Annotated in this window: 14 protein-coding genes; 6 read left to right on the top strand and 8 right to left on the bottom strand. The window is 44.4% G+C overall.

Annotation, left to right across the window (positions count from 1 at the left end):
• The first annotated feature begins 13 nt into the window (after positions 1-13).
• Entirely contained in the window at positions 14-634 is a 621-nt protein-coding gene (locus NL646_RS01850; protein ID WP_024701249.1) for a DNA-J related domain-containing protein, read from the top strand.
• A gap of 133 nt (positions 635-767) precedes the next feature.
• Here NL646_RS01850 and NL646_RS01845 read toward each other — a convergent pair whose 3' ends face one another.
• The 4 genes from NL646_RS01845 to NL646_RS01830 form a co-directional block, all read right to left on the bottom strand.
• Positions 768-2,423 carry an ABC-ATPase domain-containing protein gene (locus tag NL646_RS01845; protein ID WP_029857158.1) on the bottom strand — a complete coding sequence of 552 codons (1,656 nt, stop codon included), beginning with the start codon at positions 2,421-2,423 and terminating at the stop codon, positions 768-770.
• A 71-nt stretch (positions 2,424-2,494) separates the two neighbouring features.
• Positions 2,495-4,405 (bottom strand): GGDEF and EAL domain-containing protein, encoded by a 1,911-nt coding sequence (locus NL646_RS01840; RefSeq protein ID WP_005498840.1) that lies wholly within the window; start codon positions 4,403-4,405, stop codon positions 2,495-2,497.
• 188 nt (positions 4,406-4,593) lie between these two features.
• Positions 4,594-5,793 (bottom strand): enoyl-ACP reductase FabV, encoded by a 1,200-nt coding sequence (fabV, locus tag NL646_RS01835; protein ID WP_017447563.1) that lies wholly within the window; start codon positions 5,791-5,793, stop codon positions 4,594-4,596.
• Positions 5,794-5,876: 83 nt separating this feature from the next.
• A complete protein-coding gene (locus tag NL646_RS01830; RefSeq protein WP_021483970.1) occupies positions 5,877-6,479 on the bottom strand; it encodes an arylesterase in 603 nt (200 codons plus the stop codon).
• Between NL646_RS01830 and NL646_RS01825 the strand changes: the two genes are divergently transcribed.
• The 3 genes from NL646_RS01825 (at position 6,478) to NL646_RS01815 (ending at position 11,402) form a co-directional block, all read left to right on the top strand.
• Entirely contained in the window at positions 6,478-7,170 is a 693-nt protein-coding gene (locus NL646_RS01825) for an ABC transporter ATP-binding protein (protein WP_005455354.1), read from the top strand. The genes NL646_RS01830 and NL646_RS01825 overlap by 2 nt on opposite strands.
• On the top strand, positions 7,170-9,626 hold the full coding sequence (locus tag NL646_RS01820) for an ABC transporter permease (RefSeq protein ID WP_180710053.1): 2,457 nt from the start codon (positions 7,170-7,172) through the stop codon (positions 9,624-9,626). Before NL646_RS01825 ends, NL646_RS01820 begins: the two co-directional genes overlap by 1 nt.
• 342 nt (positions 9,627-9,968) lie before the next feature.
• Positions 9,969-11,402, top strand: a complete 1,434-nt coding sequence (locus NL646_RS01815) for an FAD-dependent oxidoreductase (protein WP_025499132.1) — start codon at positions 9,969-9,971, stop codon at positions 11,400-11,402.
• 22 nt (positions 11,403-11,424) lie between these two features.
• On the opposite strand, the gene NL646_RS01810 is transcribed toward NL646_RS01815, so the two are convergent.
• From NL646_RS01810 to NL646_RS01800, 3 genes are read right to left on the bottom strand one after another with little or no spacing between them, the layout of a single operon-like run.
• Positions 11,425-12,360, bottom strand: coding sequence for a biotin-dependent carboxyltransferase family protein (locus NL646_RS01810; RefSeq protein WP_253663761.1), 936 nt, complete (start codon positions 12,358-12,360; stop codon positions 11,425-11,427).
• Positions 12,357-13,040, bottom strand: a complete 684-nt coding sequence (locus tag NL646_RS01805; protein WP_029829681.1) for an allophanate hydrolase subunit 1 — start codon at positions 13,038-13,040, stop codon at positions 12,357-12,359. Before NL646_RS01805 ends, NL646_RS01810 begins: the two co-directional genes overlap by 4 nt.
• Positions 13,040-13,795, bottom strand: coding sequence for a 5-oxoprolinase subunit PxpA (locus NL646_RS01800; RefSeq protein WP_020835288.1), 756 nt, complete (start codon positions 13,793-13,795; stop codon positions 13,040-13,042). The genes NL646_RS01805 and NL646_RS01800 overlap by 1 nt, the downstream gene beginning before the upstream one ends.
• Positions 13,796-14,114: 319 nt before the next feature.
• Between NL646_RS01800 and NL646_RS01795 the strand changes: the two genes are divergently transcribed.
• A complete protein-coding gene (locus NL646_RS01795) occupies positions 14,115-16,073 on the top strand; it encodes a diguanylate cyclase (protein WP_075110247.1) in 1,959 nt (652 codons plus the stop codon).
• 54 nt (positions 16,074-16,127) lie between these two features.
• Entirely contained in the window at positions 16,128-17,144 is a 1,017-nt protein-coding gene (galE, locus tag NL646_RS01790) for a UDP-glucose 4-epimerase GalE (RefSeq protein WP_025559020.1), read from the top strand.
• A gap of 129 nt (positions 17,145-17,273) precedes the next feature.
• Here galE and NL646_RS23340 read toward each other — a convergent pair whose 3' ends face one another.
• Entirely contained in the window at positions 17,274-17,399 is a 126-nt protein-coding gene (locus NL646_RS23340; protein WP_005480852.1) for a hypothetical protein, read from the bottom strand.
• Between the last annotated feature and the right edge of the window lie 77 nt (positions 17,400-17,476).

The raw sequence follows: 17,476 nt of genomic DNA, 5'->3' as shown, positions 1-17,476 counted from the left end.
CAAACGAGGGCGCATGGAAGATCAATATGGCGTATGCGATAGCAGTCAGAGTGAAATAGAAAACCCGTTGCTTTGGCCAATGCTTGAGATTCTCAAAAAGCAACCATCTGGTTGGAAAGTACACACCTTGGCCAGCAAGCTCAGTGAACGCGGTTACATTAACCAGCTTGACCCCTCGCCAGATAAAGACTTATTCAAAAGAAACTTTCTGATAATGAATGCGCTGTATCAACTGCAAGAGACGCTCTTTCCGGACAGTTGGTTGCAAGTAGAAGCGATGGATATCATGTTGATGTCAGCATTAGAAGCGAGTAGAAATAGCGTCGATCCAAACGATCCTTTGCGACAATACTATTTAGATTGGAGCCATTATGAAGCGAACGAAGATGAAGTTCGTCGATTACTCAATGAGTTTTGGAGTCGTTATCAACGCTTTGTAGGCGGCGCCTCGGAGCATAACATCGATAAAGCGAAAGCGCTTAAACTCTTTGACCTAGCGGGTGATGCATCTCGTACTGAAATCCGCCGACAATGGCGAAAACTGGCGTTACGCTGGCATCCTGATAGAGAAAATGGCGATGCCGAAAGATTCAGAGTGTTGTGCGAAGCATGGAACGTGCTTCGAAATGGATAAATAGTAAATAACTACCTACTGTAGTTGGTGGTTTAGGACTGAAAATAAAAAAGGCAGCGATAATTGCTGCCTTTTTGTTTTGTTTTAGACGAGCCAGACTTGGATAAGTCGTGATACGTCAAATACAAAATACTTAGTGTGAAGGTTTGAACTGTGACTTACGCATACGGTTAAGTGCTGCCATCACATCCAAAGTACGTGGTTTAGCAAGGTCACCTTGTTTAGGCAGTGATGCGTGCCATTCGCCCGATAACATCTCTTCAATTTCTTTTGCTGGGTTGTTACACCAACCAGGCAGTTGTGCAAGTTGGAACCACAACCAACCAATGGCGTTCACTTCGTCAGCAGACTCAATCTGCTCTAGCGCACTAAGGTCAGTAAATTCTTTACCAAAACGCAGTGAGTCTTTGCCTTTTGCACTTACGCGGAACTTGCCGTCAGTCAATATATTCATAAGAGCCACACGGTTTAGTGCGCGAGGTCGGAAAGTTTGTAAGCTCTCTTCTGATTCGTTATGGCGCTGAGTAGGGTGCTGCGCAATCACTTGTTTTGCTTTTTCAGTCACGTCGACCGCTTGGTAGTCATGCATCTGAATAACGGTATTCGCTACATCTAGGTAATCACCAGAGCCACCCATAACGATGATAGTAGAGATATCGAGTTCATCACGTAATTGACCGATACGGTCAACCAGCGGTGTGATTGGCTCATCGCCTTTTGCCACAAGTGCCTGCATACGCTCATCACGAATCATAAAGTTAGTTGCAGATGTGTCTTCATCTATCAGCAGTGATGTTGCACCGGCTTCGATAGATTCTTGTAACCAAGCCGCTTGCGATGTTGAACCTGATGCATCTTGCGTTGAGAAATCTGCAGTATCTTTACCCATTGGCAAATGGTTGATGTAGTTCGACAGATTTAAGTGATGCACACAACGGCCATCTTCTGCACGAATCTTCATCGCTTTCTGATCTGTCACGATGTACTCGCGACCATCACCAGGAATGTGATCGTAAATAGAACGCTCAATGGCGTTCAGCAATGTCGACTTACCGTGAAAACCACCGCCGACAATCAAAGTGATGCCTTTGGGAATGCCAAGTCCAGTCACGTAACCTTTGTTTGGTGCATGCAGAGTCACTTGCAAAGACTCAGGAGCCGTAAACTCCACTGCTTCTTTCATCGGTAAATCACAGTTACCCGCAATACGTGGTAGAACGCTACCATTCGCAACAAACGCAACAAGATTGTGTGCTTCTAATTGTTCTCTTAGTGCGCTTTGATCTTCTACAACTTGACAGTGCTTCAACATTGCTTCTTTATCCAACTCACGCTCAAGCGTCGCGCGTCGAATAAACTTAGGCAGATGGAACGTGAGGATGTTGTTCGCCTTTTTACCAAGCACAGAACGGCCTTCAGCGGGTAGGTTGACACGAAAACGCAGTTCAATCCCTTCTTCTGTGAATAGCACCGCTGTGCTGTCTAAAACCGTTTGACCATTTAAAGCGATTGATACGGTATTTTCTTGTTTAGCAAATTGCTCAAAGCTACGAGCAATAAAGTCGCGAGCCGCGCGTTGGAACGCCGGAGACTCGTCTTTTAGCCACTCAAGACCAGTTAGTGACCAAGCACGAGTCGCACGAAAACGTGACGCAGAAGCATACGGGTCGCCTTGAACATGATCGATAAACAACGTGAAATCAGTGAAGTCATACTGACCTTTGATTTGTTGGTAAGCACGGTAGTTCTGCTTTTCAATTTTCTTAAGCGTGGCAGTTAACTGATCCATGAAGATATTGGCCTTTTAATTAGAAGCGGGCGGCGATTATAGAAACCACCGCAAAGAGAGTAAAGGAGAGCTTATGAAGAATAGGCGTATTGGCCACCAATTTGACGCTGATTAAACAAACTTTGTTCGAACTCGTTACAAGGCATCGGTTTTCCGTACAAAAAGCCTTGTCCGATATCGCATCCTTCGCCAATCAAAAACTGCTCTTGTTGTGGCGATTCAATTCCTTCAATGACCACTTGCAGCTCAAGTTTTTTCGCAATATGGATGATGGAACAAATGATTGCGCGGTCATCGTCGGATTTTTCCATTTGCTGAACAAAACTCTTGTCGATTTTGATGGCATCAAAAGGGTACTTCTTCAAATAACTGAAAGAGGCGTAGCCCGTACCAAAATCGTCGAGTGACAATGTCACACCAAGTTTATTCAGTTTTTTAAGGGTTGTTCGTGCGACCACTTCATCAGCAATTAACGCACTTTCCGTCACTTCTAACTCAAGAAAACGTGCCGGAAGGTGGAACGCTTCGAGAAGGTGTTCAACTTGCTCGGCGAAATTCACGTTTTGCAGTTGAATAGGAGAGACATTTACCGCAACTTTGAAATTATCGAATAACTCAGACCACTGTTTGGCTTTGTCGATAGCAGTACGCAAAACAAATGAGCCAACTTCAAATATGAGCCCATTTTGCTCAGCCATGTGGATGAGCGCTTCGTTAGATACATCACCTAAAACGGGGTGACGCCAGCGTAATAGTGCTTCTGCACCTATCCATTTGTGCGTATGAGGGTTCACTTTCGGTTGGAAATACAACATCAAATCGTCATTACGTACCGCTTGGAGCAGATAACTTTCGAGCTGATTATGGTTGTTCAACTCATGCGTGTGGCTCTCACAGAAGTAACTGTAAGCTTCACCCGACTCTTTACATAGCAACATTGCGTAACAAGCATTTTGTAGAAGTTGTTTGGCGCTGCTCGAGCGATGAGCCTGAACTACGCCAACGTAGGAGTGCAAATGCACTTCTGTGTCGTTGATGTAGAAGTTCCCCACGCTGATGTTAGTGATTTTATCGAGCAGATTATGCAGTTTCGAATCAGCATCTTCTCCCCATAACAAAAGCACTAAGTCGTTTGAACTTGGGCGACCAGTAATGAAGTAGTTTGAATCGTTCGTCCCAAGGCGCTTGCGAAATTCTTTGAGGATCTCATCAAACGCTTCAAAGCCGTATCGAGTTTGTATGCTACGCGCATTACTAAAGCCCACATTTATAACAATTAAAGACTGATGCCCGTGTTCTAGGGATTGAAGCGTATCTTCAACCACCGCTTCCAGTGCGGCGCGATTAAGAAATCCGGTACCTTGGTCATGGGTTTTCTGGTAGTTAACTTGTCTTTCAGCGGCTTTGCGGCGGTCAATTTCTTGAGTGAGTGAAAAGCTGAGTTGGGCGAGGTCAGTGGTTCGGTTTTCTACGCGATTTTTAAGTTCGCTGTTAAGTCTCAACAGTTTGTATTGCTGGTAGACAACAGCAAGTTGAGCTTCTATCGAGTCCTTGAACGTGTTGAGCAATTGCCGGTAAGTTTCGCTGTACTCATTGGCTTTGGAGTCCAACATACAAATGGTTCCAAACGTTTCGCCATTTGGCCAAAACAACGGCAAACCACAATAGGAGAGCATACCAAGTTTGATGTCCGGGTTATTCGACCATTTTTCATCGGCAAGGGCATCGGGAACAACCAGTTGGCTTTTGGTTTCAATGACATGTTCACAGTACAAACCATGTCCAAGATCTTCTTTGTCACCAGCTTTATATGGATTACCTTGAGTGTCGCTTGAGGTGTTTACTTCGATGTGGTTTTGATGCACTCGCATGATAAGCGTGGTTGGCACGTCTGCAATCTGTGCGAGGAGATTGACGATATCCTGCCAGCTTCGCTGCATGGATTCAGGAATCTCATAATCTAGTGTTTGAAATCTCCCCATAGAGGCCTTCCTTTCCGGTAGTTTCACATCCTGTGAATCGAAGATTTATGCAGTAGTAATTGTTATAACATTAGTCGTTTTACTTAAGTATAGGGTCGCCCACAGACGAAACAAAAAAAAGTCCTGAAAACCTTTCAGGACCCAAAATTGTTGGAAGCCATCTCAAATATGAAACAAATTTGACGAACTTATGGCTTAAGTGACGCCAAGGTTTCTAACGAAATGTCTTGCGAGTAGTCTACATCGTCAAAGTTAAAGCCGTTTAGTTTCATGAACTCGTCTTTAAAGCCTTGGTAATCACCAACATCTTTAAAGTTCTCTGCATTCATTTGTTCTAATAAATGACTCACTTCAGCCTGCGTTTGCGGATCCAGTTCTAAATCATCAATTCGAATCAATCGCTCGCCATCAACAGGAACTTTAGGCTGATCGTAAAGCTTCGTCGTGAACAGACGTTGCATTTGTTCGATGCAGCGTTCATGCGTGCCTTTCTCTTTCATTACTCGGTACAGAGCTAAAAGGTAAGGGCTCAGAGCAGGAATGAAAACACTGGCTTTGGTTACCAGCGCTTTACACACCGTGGCGTAGGCACCACCGTCGAAGTTAGCCAGCTTCAGATTCAATGCATGGCTGGTTTGGTGCAAATCAATTTTGGCTCGGCCTAAAGTACCATCAAGATAGATTGGGTGAGTAACTTCTGGGCCCATGTATGAGAATGCAATGGTTTTGCAACCTTGAGCGACGGATTCCGTGTTGATGAGAGTATCAATCCAGCTTTCCCAATCTTCACCCCCCATGACCTTAATGGTCGCTTCTGCTTCCTCTTCGGTGGCAGGCTCGAGCGTGGTTTCAACCCATTGATCATTTTCAAGTAAGATGGAAGCGCCAGTAACCGACTCACCAATAGGCTTAATCACACTGCGCCAGAACGTATCTGAATGAGGTTTTGGACGAACGCCCGCTGCAAGGCTGTAAATCACCAAATCGACTTCACCTTCAAAGTAGGTTTCGATCGCTTCGATAACTTCATTACGGACAGAGTCAGAGAATGCATCACCAACAATATTGATTGCAGTGCGTCCTGCATGTGTTGCTTCTTGTTTGAAAAAGATGTTGTTGTACCAGCCTGCGCTGCCAACCCCTTTCTCAGATGGACCTCGTTCAAACGAGACGCCAATGGTGTCTGCTTCAGCGCCGCCAAACGTTAGGGCAATACGTGCTGCTAACCCAAAACCGGAGGAAGCACCAATAATTAAAACTCGTTTAGGGCCGCTTTTGATCTGCGGGGCTTTTTTTACGTATTCAATTTGCTCTTTTATGGATGCATGACAACCGTGTGGATGCGCAGAGCGAGCAACAACACCTTGAATTAACGGTTCTATTCGCATTGTTGTGATCTAACCTCGGTGAGTGGAATTCTGGTTAGATTAACGTAAAGTTAGGTAAAACTTATTGAGCTAGACCATCAAAATTAGAGATGTTTAACCAATTCTTGAGCAACGAATTCCGCAATCCAAGGTTGAGCTTCAGGTTTCGGATGTAAGCCATCATCCATCATCCACTCTGGTTTGGTGATCACATGCTCTAAGAAGAACGGCATTAACTGAACTTGTTGATGCTCAGCCAATTTAGGATAGATGTCGTAAAACATGTCGCTGTAGCGCTTGCCGTAGTTAGGTGGGACACGAATTTGCATCATGACCACATTGGCACCAGAATCTTTGATCAGGCTAATCATTTTCGACAGATTCGACGTAATAACTTTTGGAGGGAAGCCACGCAACCCATCATTGGCGCCCAACTCGATAAGAACTAAGTCGGGTGTATGTTGGTCAAGCAGTTGCGGGAGGCGAGCCAAACCGTTGCCAGTAGTGTCTCCGGAGATGCTGCCATTAATAACTGTTACATCTTGCCCGTGTTCGAGCAGCGCGTCAGGGAGTAAGCTAGGCCAACTCTTCTCAATCGGCATTTGATAGCCCGCACTCAAGCTATCACCAAGAACAAGAAGCTTTTCGCTTGCTTGCGATGCGGCGGAAAGACAAAAAAAGAGAACTAAGGAAAGTAAACGAATCATGCAAACACCTGTACTCAAAGCACCTATTGTTCAAGCGAATTTGGTTTCTAAACAAGTCTCTACTAATCAAGAACAATTAACAATCCTTAAAGATGTAAATGTTGACATCAGAAAGGGCGAGACCATCGCAATTGTCGGCACATCTGGTGCAGGCAAATCCACGCTAATGACATTGTTGGCGGGGCTCGACACACCAACCTCCGGAGAAATCACACTTCTAGGACACGAACTTTCGAAGCTAGATGACGAAGCTCGTGCGAAAATCCGAGCCGATTCTCTAGGATTTGTCTTTCAAAGCTTTCTACTTATCCCAAGTTTGAGTGCACTTCGCAATGTGACCTTACCGTGTCTTTTACGCGGAGAAGCCGAAGATGAAGCACGAGCGACAGAATTATTAAGCGCTGTAGGATTGGAAAAGCGACTCGACCACTTACCAAGTCAACTTTCTGGTGGCGAACAACAACGCGTTGCGTTGGCCAGGGCATTTATGACTCAGCCAGAATTGCTGTTTGCTGATGAACCGACAGGGAACCTTGATCACCAAACCGCGGACAAAGTCATCGAGCTGTTGTTCGATCTCAATAGCCAGCACGGTACGACATTAATATTGGTCACTCATGATGTGAACTTAGCAAGCCGATGCGACAGAATTTATCGTATGGAGGCGGGTGAGCTTAAGGAGGAGATGTAATGTCAGCAGTATCTTCAAGTGAAGTAACATCTTCAGATCAACGTGGATTGAAGCAACACTCTCCGAATAAAAGTTTGGTGCGTTGGAGTTTGGGCGAAATTAGGCAAGGAAACCTCTGGCCGATCAGCGTCGCTCTTGTGTTGGTCATCGCGAGCATTTTTGCATTGTCTGCACTTGCATCTCGTATGGAGCAAGTGATTGTTAAGCAGGGGAAAGATGCATTAACAGCGGATGCGGTGTTCGTTTCCGCAAACCCATTATCTGACTCACTATTAAAATCGACAGAGCAACTTGAGCGCTCCGTTATGACCCGATTTTCGACCATGGCTTTTAGCGATAACGGAATGCAGCTTATTTCTGTACGAGGTGTCGATGAAAGTTATCCTTTAATGGGAGAGTTGGTTTTAGATGGGAATGAGTCAGGTCGCGTGAAGCCTAATCAGCTTTGGTTAGACGAACGCATTATGGCTCAATTAGAAGTTACTAAAGGTGACAATGTCACCATTGGTGATGCAGATTTCACCGTTTCAGGTGCAGTGCTGATGGAGCCGGGTTTAAGTTTCAATCCATTCCAACAAATGCCTGCGGCGTATATTCACCAAAGCGACGTAGAAAAAACAGGCGCGATACAAGTCGGCAGTCGAGTGCAGTATCGACTGTTTCTAAAAGCAGACAATGCGGCGCTAAAGCAACTCCAAGATAAGACAGAGCTGTCACCAAGTGATCGCTGGCGTACTCAAGATACCGCGAGTCGCAGCAATGAAGTTTTTGATCGCACTACACAGTATTTATCATTGACCGTAGCTATCGTCATAATAATGGCCGCGACAACGTTGGTTCTTACTTGCCAAAACTACGTGAATAGCCGAACTCAAACCATCGCAATGTTGAAAAGCCTTGGCGCGAGCAGACGTTGGATAGAAAAGTGGGTATTGATTCAAGTTGCCATTCTATTGGTAACCGCCAGCATTGTCGGACTCATTCTGGGTAGCGGCTTGGAATATTTGTTACGTATTCCTCTGAAAGATCTCTTGCCAAACCCACTGCCGAGTTACGGCGTCACTCCATTTATTGTCGCTGTGGTTTCTGCCATTCTCATCACCGTTCCGGCGCTTGGTATCCCGCTACTTGGGTTAATTAAGACACCAGCACTTGAGGTTTTACAGCAGGGCACAGCTCAACGATCTTGGAAGCGACTGCTGCTCGTTCTTGTCCCTGTGCTTCCATTGCTCGCGTTGTACGCAAACAACACTTTGGTCTGGATTGTACTGGCGGGTATTGCAGCACTATTTGTCGTGTTGGCCGGATTAAGCATCGCATTGACGAAGTTATTCTCCCGCTTTGCCACCAAACCAGCGATGAAGTTGGCACTGAGCCGAATCAACCGTACGCCTATAACCAGCGGTCTGCAGTTTGGAGCACTGTCGCTTTCTTTGATGCTCCTTTCCATTATTTGGCTTGTCCGTAGCGATATCCTCGCAGATTGGGAGCGGACTTTGCCTGCGGATGCGCCTAATGTATTTGCATTAAACATTGCCGATTATGAACTGGCTAACTACCTAGAAACACTGGATAAAAATGGAGTGACGCGGTCACAAGCATTTCCAATTATTCGAGGACGACTCACAGAGATTAATGGCCAAAACGTTAAAGACGTTGAATATGAAGGGGAAGGCTCTGACGCAATCCGTCGAGAGCTCAACTTAACATGGGGTGATCAGTTACCAGAATACAATGACGTTCTTTCAGGAAAATGGATGAACGCAAACAGTGTATCTGTTGAAGCCGATGTCGCGCGCGATTTGGGTATTCAACTTGGAGACAAATTAAGGTTTGTTATCAACAGCCAAAACTTTGATGCGACAGTGGATACCATTCGCCATGTTGAGTGGCGAGATATGAAGCCTAACTTCTATTTCATCTTTTCTTCTGATGTGATGGCCAATGTTCCGGGTTCATATTTGATTAGCTACCGAATCAATGAAGGAAACGAATCGCTGCTTACATCAATGTCGAGAGCGCACCCAACAGTTTCTGTGTTAGACATCCGAACTATGGGAGAAAAAATACAGGCGCTAATACAACAAATCGTTTCTGCGATCACCATTCTTGCTTTGTTAGGCGTAGTTGCAGGGCTATTGCTCATTTTTACATTATTACGCTTGAGCTTGTCTCAACGTCAGCAAGAAATCCGTCTGTATCGTACGCTTGGCTCAAGCAAAAAACGGATTAATACAACCTTGTGGGCGGAATACGGAATTATGGCGCTTGTAGCAAGTTCTGTCGCCGTTATGGCAGCCGAAGCCTGTGTTGCAGCAGTGATGAAGTATGGGTTTGACCTCAATGCTCAAATTCACCCTGAATTGTGGATAGCTTTACCGTTAGCCACTTTCGTTACACTGGCACTTGTTGTAATGAGTTTGTTGAAAAGATTGCTAACGCCAGTAAACACTTAATACCCATTTATATAACTAACGCGGACTCACTCCATGACATTTTTATTTTAGTTATCCACAAAAACGGTGGATAACTTTTGGGATAACTGGAGAGGTCAAAAATAGGGGTGATTCCGCAAGCTTTACGCCATGGGTCTTAGATAGGGATTCTTATACACAACAGGCTAAAAATTCGCTCATCAAACCACTTCGTCAAGCACTTTTTTTACAATTTTTTTATTCCGTAAAGCAACTTTTAAAGTTATCGCAAACCCATGAACTTTTTGTGATTTTAATCATGCCCAAACCCGAGTAGAATCACGGTTAGTAAAGATTTCTCCTTATAAAATTTTTAGTGAAGCAATGAAGTCTGAGTTTCTAAGTCATAAAGATAAACACATCGCCGTTGTAGGTGGTGGTGTAGCCGGTGCCACAGCCGCCATTCATTTTGCAGAGTTGGGATTCAAAGTCTCTGTTATTGAAAAGGGCGTCTCGTTAGTCAACGGCCCACCAATTTGTCACCTTCATGCGGGCGGTAATTTGTATCGTGAAATTTCTGAACAACAATGTTTGGATTTGCTTACGCAATCTATAGATACGATCAGACTGTATCCTCACTCACTGAATATTCGTCCTACCATTATTGCCGTACCTCACTCTGATGGAGGTGACCCATTCGCGCTGCTGCCTCGCTTAGAGGTGATTAAAAGTGCATACCAGGCGTTGGTCGACAAAGACGAACACAACAAAGTACTTGGCGAGCCTGAAGAGTATTTCAAACTGTATTCGAAAGAAGAACTGCAGGAACTGGCAAAACAAAACCAACCAGAACATCCATCCACATTTGATGAATGGAGCATTCCTTTTGCTCAGCACGCTGATTTAGAGCAATTAAAATATCCGGTCGTTGCCGTTCAGGAGTATGGTTGGAGCGTGTTCCGTTTAGCGGCTATTGCTAACTTAACCTTAGCAAAACTGCCGAATTCAAACGTGATTACTCAAGCGACACTGAATCAGGCAGATTGGCTTGGTGATCATTGGCAATTGACTTACGAACACAATGGCGTCAATTGTTTGCTTACTTGTGATTACTTAGTCAACGCATGTGGTTTCGAGACGGGAACTATTGATAACGCAGTTGGCGCTAAGCGTGACCGTTTAGTTGAATTCAAAGCCGCTTACGTGACCAAATGGAACGAATGTAACCAGCAATGGCCAGAAGTCATTTTCCACGGCCCCCGTGGCACAGATAAAGGAATGGCGCAGTTAACGCCTTATGGAGATGGCTATTTCCAGCTGCACGGCATGACGAAAGAGATCACGTTGTTTGAAGATGGCTTAGTTGAAAGCACGGCACTCTCTGCTCAACCTGAGCTACCTGTACCGTTACTGTCTAAAATTCGCAGTGGGTGGCGTGAAGAAATTTTGGGTGAAAGAACGCATAACGCAATACAACACATGGCCCAATTTATCCCTGATTACAAAACAGCGGAAAAAGGTGGCAAAGCATTGTTTGGTGCTCAACAGATTCCAGGCACAGATCCTGTGCTTCGCGCGGCAGATGTTTCATTCGAACAAAATCACTACGCTCGAATTGAAGTTGTGAAAGCGTCTTCTACGTTGTTAGCTGCTCAAAAAATGCTTCAGTATTGGTTTGATATCACGCCTCAACAAAATGTAGAAGCGCAACATCCAGTGACCGTCAATTGGTCTGAAGATGAAATCGAACAATACGCGATTAAACTGACCGAAGAACGAGGCTATCCGCATGCTCTAGCTGAACGCTACGGGATGTAAACAGCCAAAAGCTGAATAGGGCTCAGTAGCCAAAGAACTGAGCCCACTGACACCACACATCCTGCAAACCTTGTCTATCACCCTTGATGAAACGCACTTTCTGACCCGGCTTCGCTTGCGCTAATCTAGGCAAATCTATTCTTGCAACACAACCAAGCTTTGGATATCCACCAATGGTTTGGTGGTCATTGAGTAATACAATCGGATTACCATCATGGGGAATTTGAATGGCGCCTAGCGCGATCCCTTCAGATAAGATGCCATCATAAGGTGGCTTTACCGTATTTCCTTCTAGGCGATAGCCCATTCGATTAGAGTCTGGCGAGATCGCAAAGCCTCCCGAATAGAATTTTTCTTTAGCTTCAATACTGAAATCATCACATTGATAACCTTCAATAACGCGTAGTGTAATTGGCAAGTTGTAATCTGGCTTGAAACGAAATGTCATGATTCTTGGTTTATGGTTAGGTAATGAATGCGCGTCAAAAGGGAGAACATCTCCAGCTTTTAGAGCGTTACCATTGGCTTCTAGTCCACCTAATGCTTCACGAAGCACGGTCGATGAGCTCCCAAGGTGCTCAGGCACATTGAAGCCACCTTTTACAGCGAGATAGGCGCGAAGGCCATTTTTCGCCATTCCGAACTGAAGCTTTTGACCTTTTTTTATCGAAAAATCCGACCAATTAGCAATAGGGTGACCATCTACTGATGCATTCAGATCGCCGCCACAAATTGCCAGGTGACAGTCTTTTAAGGCGACAAAACAAGCATTGCCTAGCGTAATCTCGATTGCTGAGCAGTTTACACGATTTCCAAGTAGATGATTAGCCCAACTGTAGGCGTAATCATCAACAGGGCCACCTTGCGTTATCCCGATGTGAGCAAGACCAAAACGGCCAAAGTCTTGAATCAATGACAAAGGCCCTGACTTTTCAACTAATAATCCTGATGCGCTCATAACGATCCCCCTAGCTCAAGAAATTCCTGTTTTGATACCGTATAAAACGTGACCTTGTCACCAACTTCAAAAGGAATAAAAGGAGGAGTATCCGAAAAGAGTGAGAGTGGAGAGCGACCTATGATATTCCAACCACCTGGACTGTCTGATGGGTAAACGGCGGTCTTACTATCGGCAATGCCGACACTTCCTGATGGCACAAACGTTCTCGGCGTTTTTAACCTAGGCATGGCGATACTCTCTTCCACATCAGAAAGAAAGGCGAAGCCAGGTGCGAACCCAATCGCGGAAACGGTATATACCGGCTTTGTATGAGCATCAATAAGCGCGCCGAGATCAATGCCTTGTTCTTCAAAACGCTCCAAATCTAAAGCAGTTTCTTCGGAGTAATAAACGGGGATCGAAATTTCGTTAGGCTCAGCCTTGTCGGCTTTATTTGGGTCAAAAGCGACTAAGATATTGTGCAGTATGTCGACTAACTGAAATTCACTGATTCTGAACGGTAAGTAATCAATTAACACGGTTCGATAGGAAGGAACGATATTCATGACAATATGAGACAGATGTTGGTTCATTGCTCGCGCTAACTGTCCAATTGAGTTTTCAGAAATGGTTTCATCAAATCGAATCAAAATGCTGCATTCAGAAACCAAATCAATCGAGAACTTTGTTTGATGCATTAATTTCCTCCGGAGTAGAGGCTTTGACGAATTTTTTGAATCAAAGCGATCGACTCTTCATTGTCTCCATGGACGCATATTGTGTCCGCTTCTAACAAGATATAACTGCCTGAAGCGGTTTTTACTCGGCCTGAATCAGCCAATGTTCTGACTTGTTCTAAAATCGCTAGCTCATCTTTCAAAACGGCATTTGGGTGCGTTCTTGGTGTCAACATCCCATCATCCTGATACAGGCGATCGGCAAACGCCTCAAACAACAATGGCACATCATAATCGTCCGCGATTTCTAAATATTTTTCGTTCTCTTGCGATGCAAGGATCATCAACGGCACTTTAAACAGCGCGGCTGCTTTAACGACCGCTCGAAAAACCGCATCGCTTTTCATCATATCGTTGTAAAGGGCACCATGAGGCTTGATATAACCGATATCGGTATACTGCGCACGGCACAATGCCTGCAACGCGCCTACTTGATAGATCACCATGTTAGTAATTTCATCGCTGCTCATACTGAGGCTGCGTCGACCAAAACCTTGTAAGTCGGGATAACCGGGATGCGCACCAATATCAACATCGTGAAGATTCGCTAAGGTAATCGTGTCGTGCATCACGTTCGGATCGGAAGCGTGAAAGCCACAAGCAATGTTCGCCATATCGACATGAGGCATCACGCTATCGTCAGCGCCCATCGTCCAAGAACCAAAGCTCTCACCCATATCGCAATTTAATGTCAGTTGCTGTTTATTCAATGTCATATATTTATAGTTACCTTAGCAATCACATCACGATGCAGGAAAAACCTTTTATCTTCAGTGACTCAGTTCATTCTTCAAACAACCAGAATGAGATTTTTACTTAGAACTCGAGCTGAGAAAGATCATTAGAGTCCAGCACGTCGTTATCGTTCTTTGATTTGATCCGAATTTTAAGGTAATTCGGTCCTTTTCAATCCAATTTTTGAGAATTTAACGTTATTTTGCTTTGCCGTCATGTTAGTCTTACGGCTTCTATTGGGTGATAGCTTGCATAACAACTCTTTTGTCTTCTAGTTGTTGTTGTGCGACAGGAATATATATGTCATTACGAGCAAAGCTTATCTGGCCGATTCTGGTTTTTATTACGGCGATCTTTGTTGCTTCAAAAGGTTATACCTCGTACACCGCATACCAATCGTCAAAACATGAGTTGGTTGAGCAAACTCGCAAGTTAATCAATAACGTGTCTTATTCAATTAAAGATGCGCTCACAACAAAGAACAAGCGAAAAGCACAAACTATTCTGGCCGATCTTCTAGAACAGCCCAACGTTTCTAGAGTGAAATTGTATGATAGGGCCAATGAACCTTTTGTTGTGCTTGAAGGGAGTGGGGAGTCTGCTCCAGTGCCCAATCAAAATGAAAGAAGTAAGCTCGATGCATTAGGGTATGCGTTGTCCGCCAAGTTTTTGTACGTACTTGAGCCTATCATCCATGAAGGGCATGTGATTGGTTCAATTCGAGTGACGTTGTCACATATTCCAATTATAAATGCGCAACATTCATTCTTGAAAGATGCCGGCGTACTTCTGCTGATATTGGCGGCTGGCGGCATTATTTTCTACATTACCATTGATCGTATCATTCTAAGACCGTTGCTCGATCTCAACGGTGCAATTCAAGATGTTACTTTTGGTAATGCCTCTCACGTACAAATTCGTCATCATTCTAAAGACGAACTGGGCGAAGTTATTCACTCATTCAACCGAATGATGACCAAACTCCGAAAAAGGGAAAAACAACGCCAGCATTCGTTAGCTACGCTCGAACAAAAAAGAGCATTTTCAGAAGAAGTCATTGAATCCATTCAGTATGCGTTAGTTATTACCGACAACCTTGGCACCATTATCCACAGTAATGCTGCGACTCAGCATATATTTCAGAAATCACCGGAAGCATTAGAAAATGCGAATATCCGCGATCTGATAAAAACAAAAATGCCGAACGAGCTTAGCCAAATTCTTAGTCGATGCTTAGAGTGTGATGATATCCACCTTCAAAACATTGATAACGAACAGCAGCTAAGCCTAACGACTCGTCGTTTGTCTAACCACGGTTATCTTCTCTTCGCCATTCAAGACATCACAGAGATTGAAGAGGCGATGAATCGCCAGCGCGTAGCTGGTCGAGTGTTTGAAGCCAGTCAAGACGGCCTTATTGTGCTTAATCACAAAGGCGTCATCACTATGGTTAACCCAGCAGTCACCAAACTTGTGGGTTTAGAAATCGACCAGTTAGTTGGTCAGTCTTTCATTCAAACTATTCGTTGGCGAAAATTACAAGAAATGATGCCGAGTATCATTGAGTCCATTGAAAACTATGGCGTATGGCAAGGGGAAGTGATTGAGCAAAATCACTTAGGCTTACTTGTGCCAATGTTTGCTCGAGTAAATCGAATCGTGAAGTGCGAGGATAACGGTTTCTACGACTTGGTCATTATTCTTACCGATCTCTCCAATGCAAAAGAGATGGAGCGCCTCGAGTATCTCGCACATCATGACGCGCTTACAGGATTAGCAAATCGTTCTAAGTTCCATTTAGAGCTGGAAGATTTAGTCCAAAGATCAGGCTATCAGCGCGATGAATTTGCGGTACTTTATCTTGATCTAGATGGTTTTAAGGAAATCAACGACACATACGGCCATGACGCTGGGGATGAAGTTTTAAAACGTGTCGCAGATCGTTTGACATCGGCGACTAGGCACAGTGACTTAATCGCACGCCTGTCTGGCGATGAGTTTGTTATGCTGGTCAACCCGGCCAATCAAAAAGTCGTAACGCGAATCGCCGAGCAATTGTTAGAGAGCATCTGCGCGCCTATTGAATACAAAGGTAATGAGTTAAAAGTCGGCGTGAGCATTGGGGTGAAATTGGTTGGCGTTAATGAACGAGACGCAACCCGTATTTTAAAGAGTGCGGATACCGCAATGTACCAAGCGAAGAAAGCCGGAAAAGGGCAAGCAATATTAATGGGATGCGAATTGCAAGAGACCGTTTAAATTGTCGCATTAAAGCTTTACACTAACCGGATTCGCGTCAGAAGGATTGATAAAATGAAAGTACTTGTTACGGGTGGTATGGGCTACATTGGCAGCCACACTTGTATTCAAATGATCGAAGCTGGTATGACACCAGTTATTCTCGATAACCTATACAACAGCAAATCTACAGTCTTAGAGCGCATTGAAAAAGTATGCGGCGTAAAGCCTACTTTTATCGAAGCGGATATTCGCGATAAGGCTGCGCTTGTTGAGGCACTAAAAGCACACAATATTGAAGCCGTTATTCACTTTGCTGGCCTAAAAGCAGTCGGAGAATCAGTAGAAAAACCGCTTGAGTATTACGATAACAACGTAAATGGCACACTTGTTCTTGTGGATGCAATGCGCGAAGCAGGCGTGAAATCACTGGTATTTAGCTCATCTGCGACAGTTTATGGTGATCCAGCATCAGTGCCAATTACTGAGGACTTCCCAACTAGTGCGACTAACCCATACGGTCGTAGCAAGTTAATGGTAGAAGAGTGCTTAACTGACTTCCAAAAAGCGAATCCAGACTGGAGCATCACACTTCTTCGTTACTTCAATCCTGTTGGTTCGCACCCAACTGGTGAGTTAGGTGAAGACCCGCAAGGTATTCCAAACAACCTGATGCCATTTATTTCTCAAGTAGCAGTTGGTCGTCGCGAGTTTCTATCTGTATTCGGTAGTGATTACCCAACCAAAGATGGTACTGGTGTTCGTGATTACATTCACGTAATGGATCTATCAGATGGCCACGTTGCTGCGCTAGAAAAAGTCGGCAGTAAAGATGGTTTGCACATCTACAACCTTGGTACCGGGAATGGTTACAGCGTTCTTGAAATGGTAAAAGCATTTGAAAGCGCATGCGGTAAAAATGTGCCATACCAACTGGTTGAACGTCGACCTGGTGACATTGCAGAATGTTGGGCAGATCCTTCAAAAGCAATGAATGAACTAGGCTGGAAAGCATCACGTACTCTTGAAGAGATGACAGGGGACACATGGCGCTGGCAATCAAATAACCCACAAGGTTACCCAGACGCATAGTTTTATTTAACACAATAATAACAAAAAAGGCGCATTCCAGCGCCTTTTTTGATCTAAATCGGAAAAAATCGTAAATTACTGGTTAAAAGGTAGCAACCAAATAGATAAGTGCTAAACTACCCATGACTCTTAATTTAGGTCGTAAATTTTCTTGTAGCTATTGGGGTAGTTCATGGAGCTTGGTCTGATCATCGCATTCATCGTTGCGGCAGCAGTGATGGTGAAGAAAGAGATGGCAAAACAGTAAGCTTTCATTTTTCATACTTTTCTTAACATTTTTGAAATGAAAGCCAATTAAAAAAGCCAGCATTACGCTGGCTTTTGTGTTTTCG

It is taken from the genome of Vibrio sp. Y20_XG_PY13 (assembly GCF_024181925.1).
Classification (GTDB): domain Bacteria; phylum Pseudomonadota; class Gammaproteobacteria; order Enterobacterales; family Vibrionaceae; genus Vibrio; species Vibrio parahaemolyticus.
Note: the sequence above shows the minus strand (reverse complement) of the source record. Positions and strands in the feature narration are given on the sequence as shown.

Coding starts and splice junctions, on each gene's coding strand:
- NL646_RS01850 (WP_024701249.1), top strand. CDS start 14: ATGGAAGATCAATATGGCGTATGCGATAGCAGTCAGAGTGAAATAGAA.
- NL646_RS01845 (WP_029857158.1), bottom strand. CDS start 2,423: ATGGATCAGTTAACTGCCACGCTTAAGAAAATTGAAAAGCAGAACTAC.
- NL646_RS01840 (WP_005498840.1), bottom strand. CDS start 4,405: ATGGGGAGATTTCAAACACTAGATTATGAGATTCCTGAATCCATGCAG.
- fabV (WP_017447563.1), bottom strand. CDS start 5,793: ATGCGAATAGAACCGTTAATTCAAGGTGTTGTTGCTCGCTCTGCGCAT.
- NL646_RS01825 (WP_005455354.1), top strand. CDS start 6,478: ATGCAAACACCTGTACTCAAAGCACCTATTGTTCAAGCGAATTTGGTT.
- NL646_RS01830 (WP_021483970.1), bottom strand. CDS start 6,479: ATGATTCGTTTACTTTCCTTAGTTCTCTTTTTTTGTCTTTCCGCCGCA.
- NL646_RS01820 (WP_180710053.1), top strand. CDS start 7,170: ATGTCAGCAGTATCTTCAAGTGAAGTAACATCTTCAGATCAACGTGGA.
- NL646_RS01815 (WP_025499132.1), top strand. CDS start 9,969: ATGAAGTCTGAGTTTCTAAGTCATAAAGATAAACACATCGCCGTTGTA.
- NL646_RS01810 (WP_253663761.1), bottom strand. CDS start 12,360: ATGAGCGCATCAGGATTATTAGTTGAAAAGTCAGGGCCTTTGTCATTG.
- NL646_RS01805 (WP_029829681.1), bottom strand. CDS start 13,040: ATGCATCAAACAAAGTTCTCGATTGATTTGGTTTCTGAATGCAGCATT.
- NL646_RS01800 (WP_020835288.1), bottom strand. CDS start 13,795: ATGACATTGAATAAACAGCAACTGACATTAAATTGCGATATGGGTGAG.
- NL646_RS01795 (WP_075110247.1), top strand. CDS start 14,115: ATGTCATTACGAGCAAAGCTTATCTGGCCGATTCTGGTTTTTATTACG.
- galE (WP_025559020.1), top strand. CDS start 16,128: ATGAAAGTACTTGTTACGGGTGGTATGGGCTACATTGGCAGCCACACT.
- NL646_RS23340 (WP_005480852.1), bottom strand. CDS start 17,399: ATGAAAGCTTACTGTTTTGCCATCTCTTTCTTCACCATCACTGCTGCC.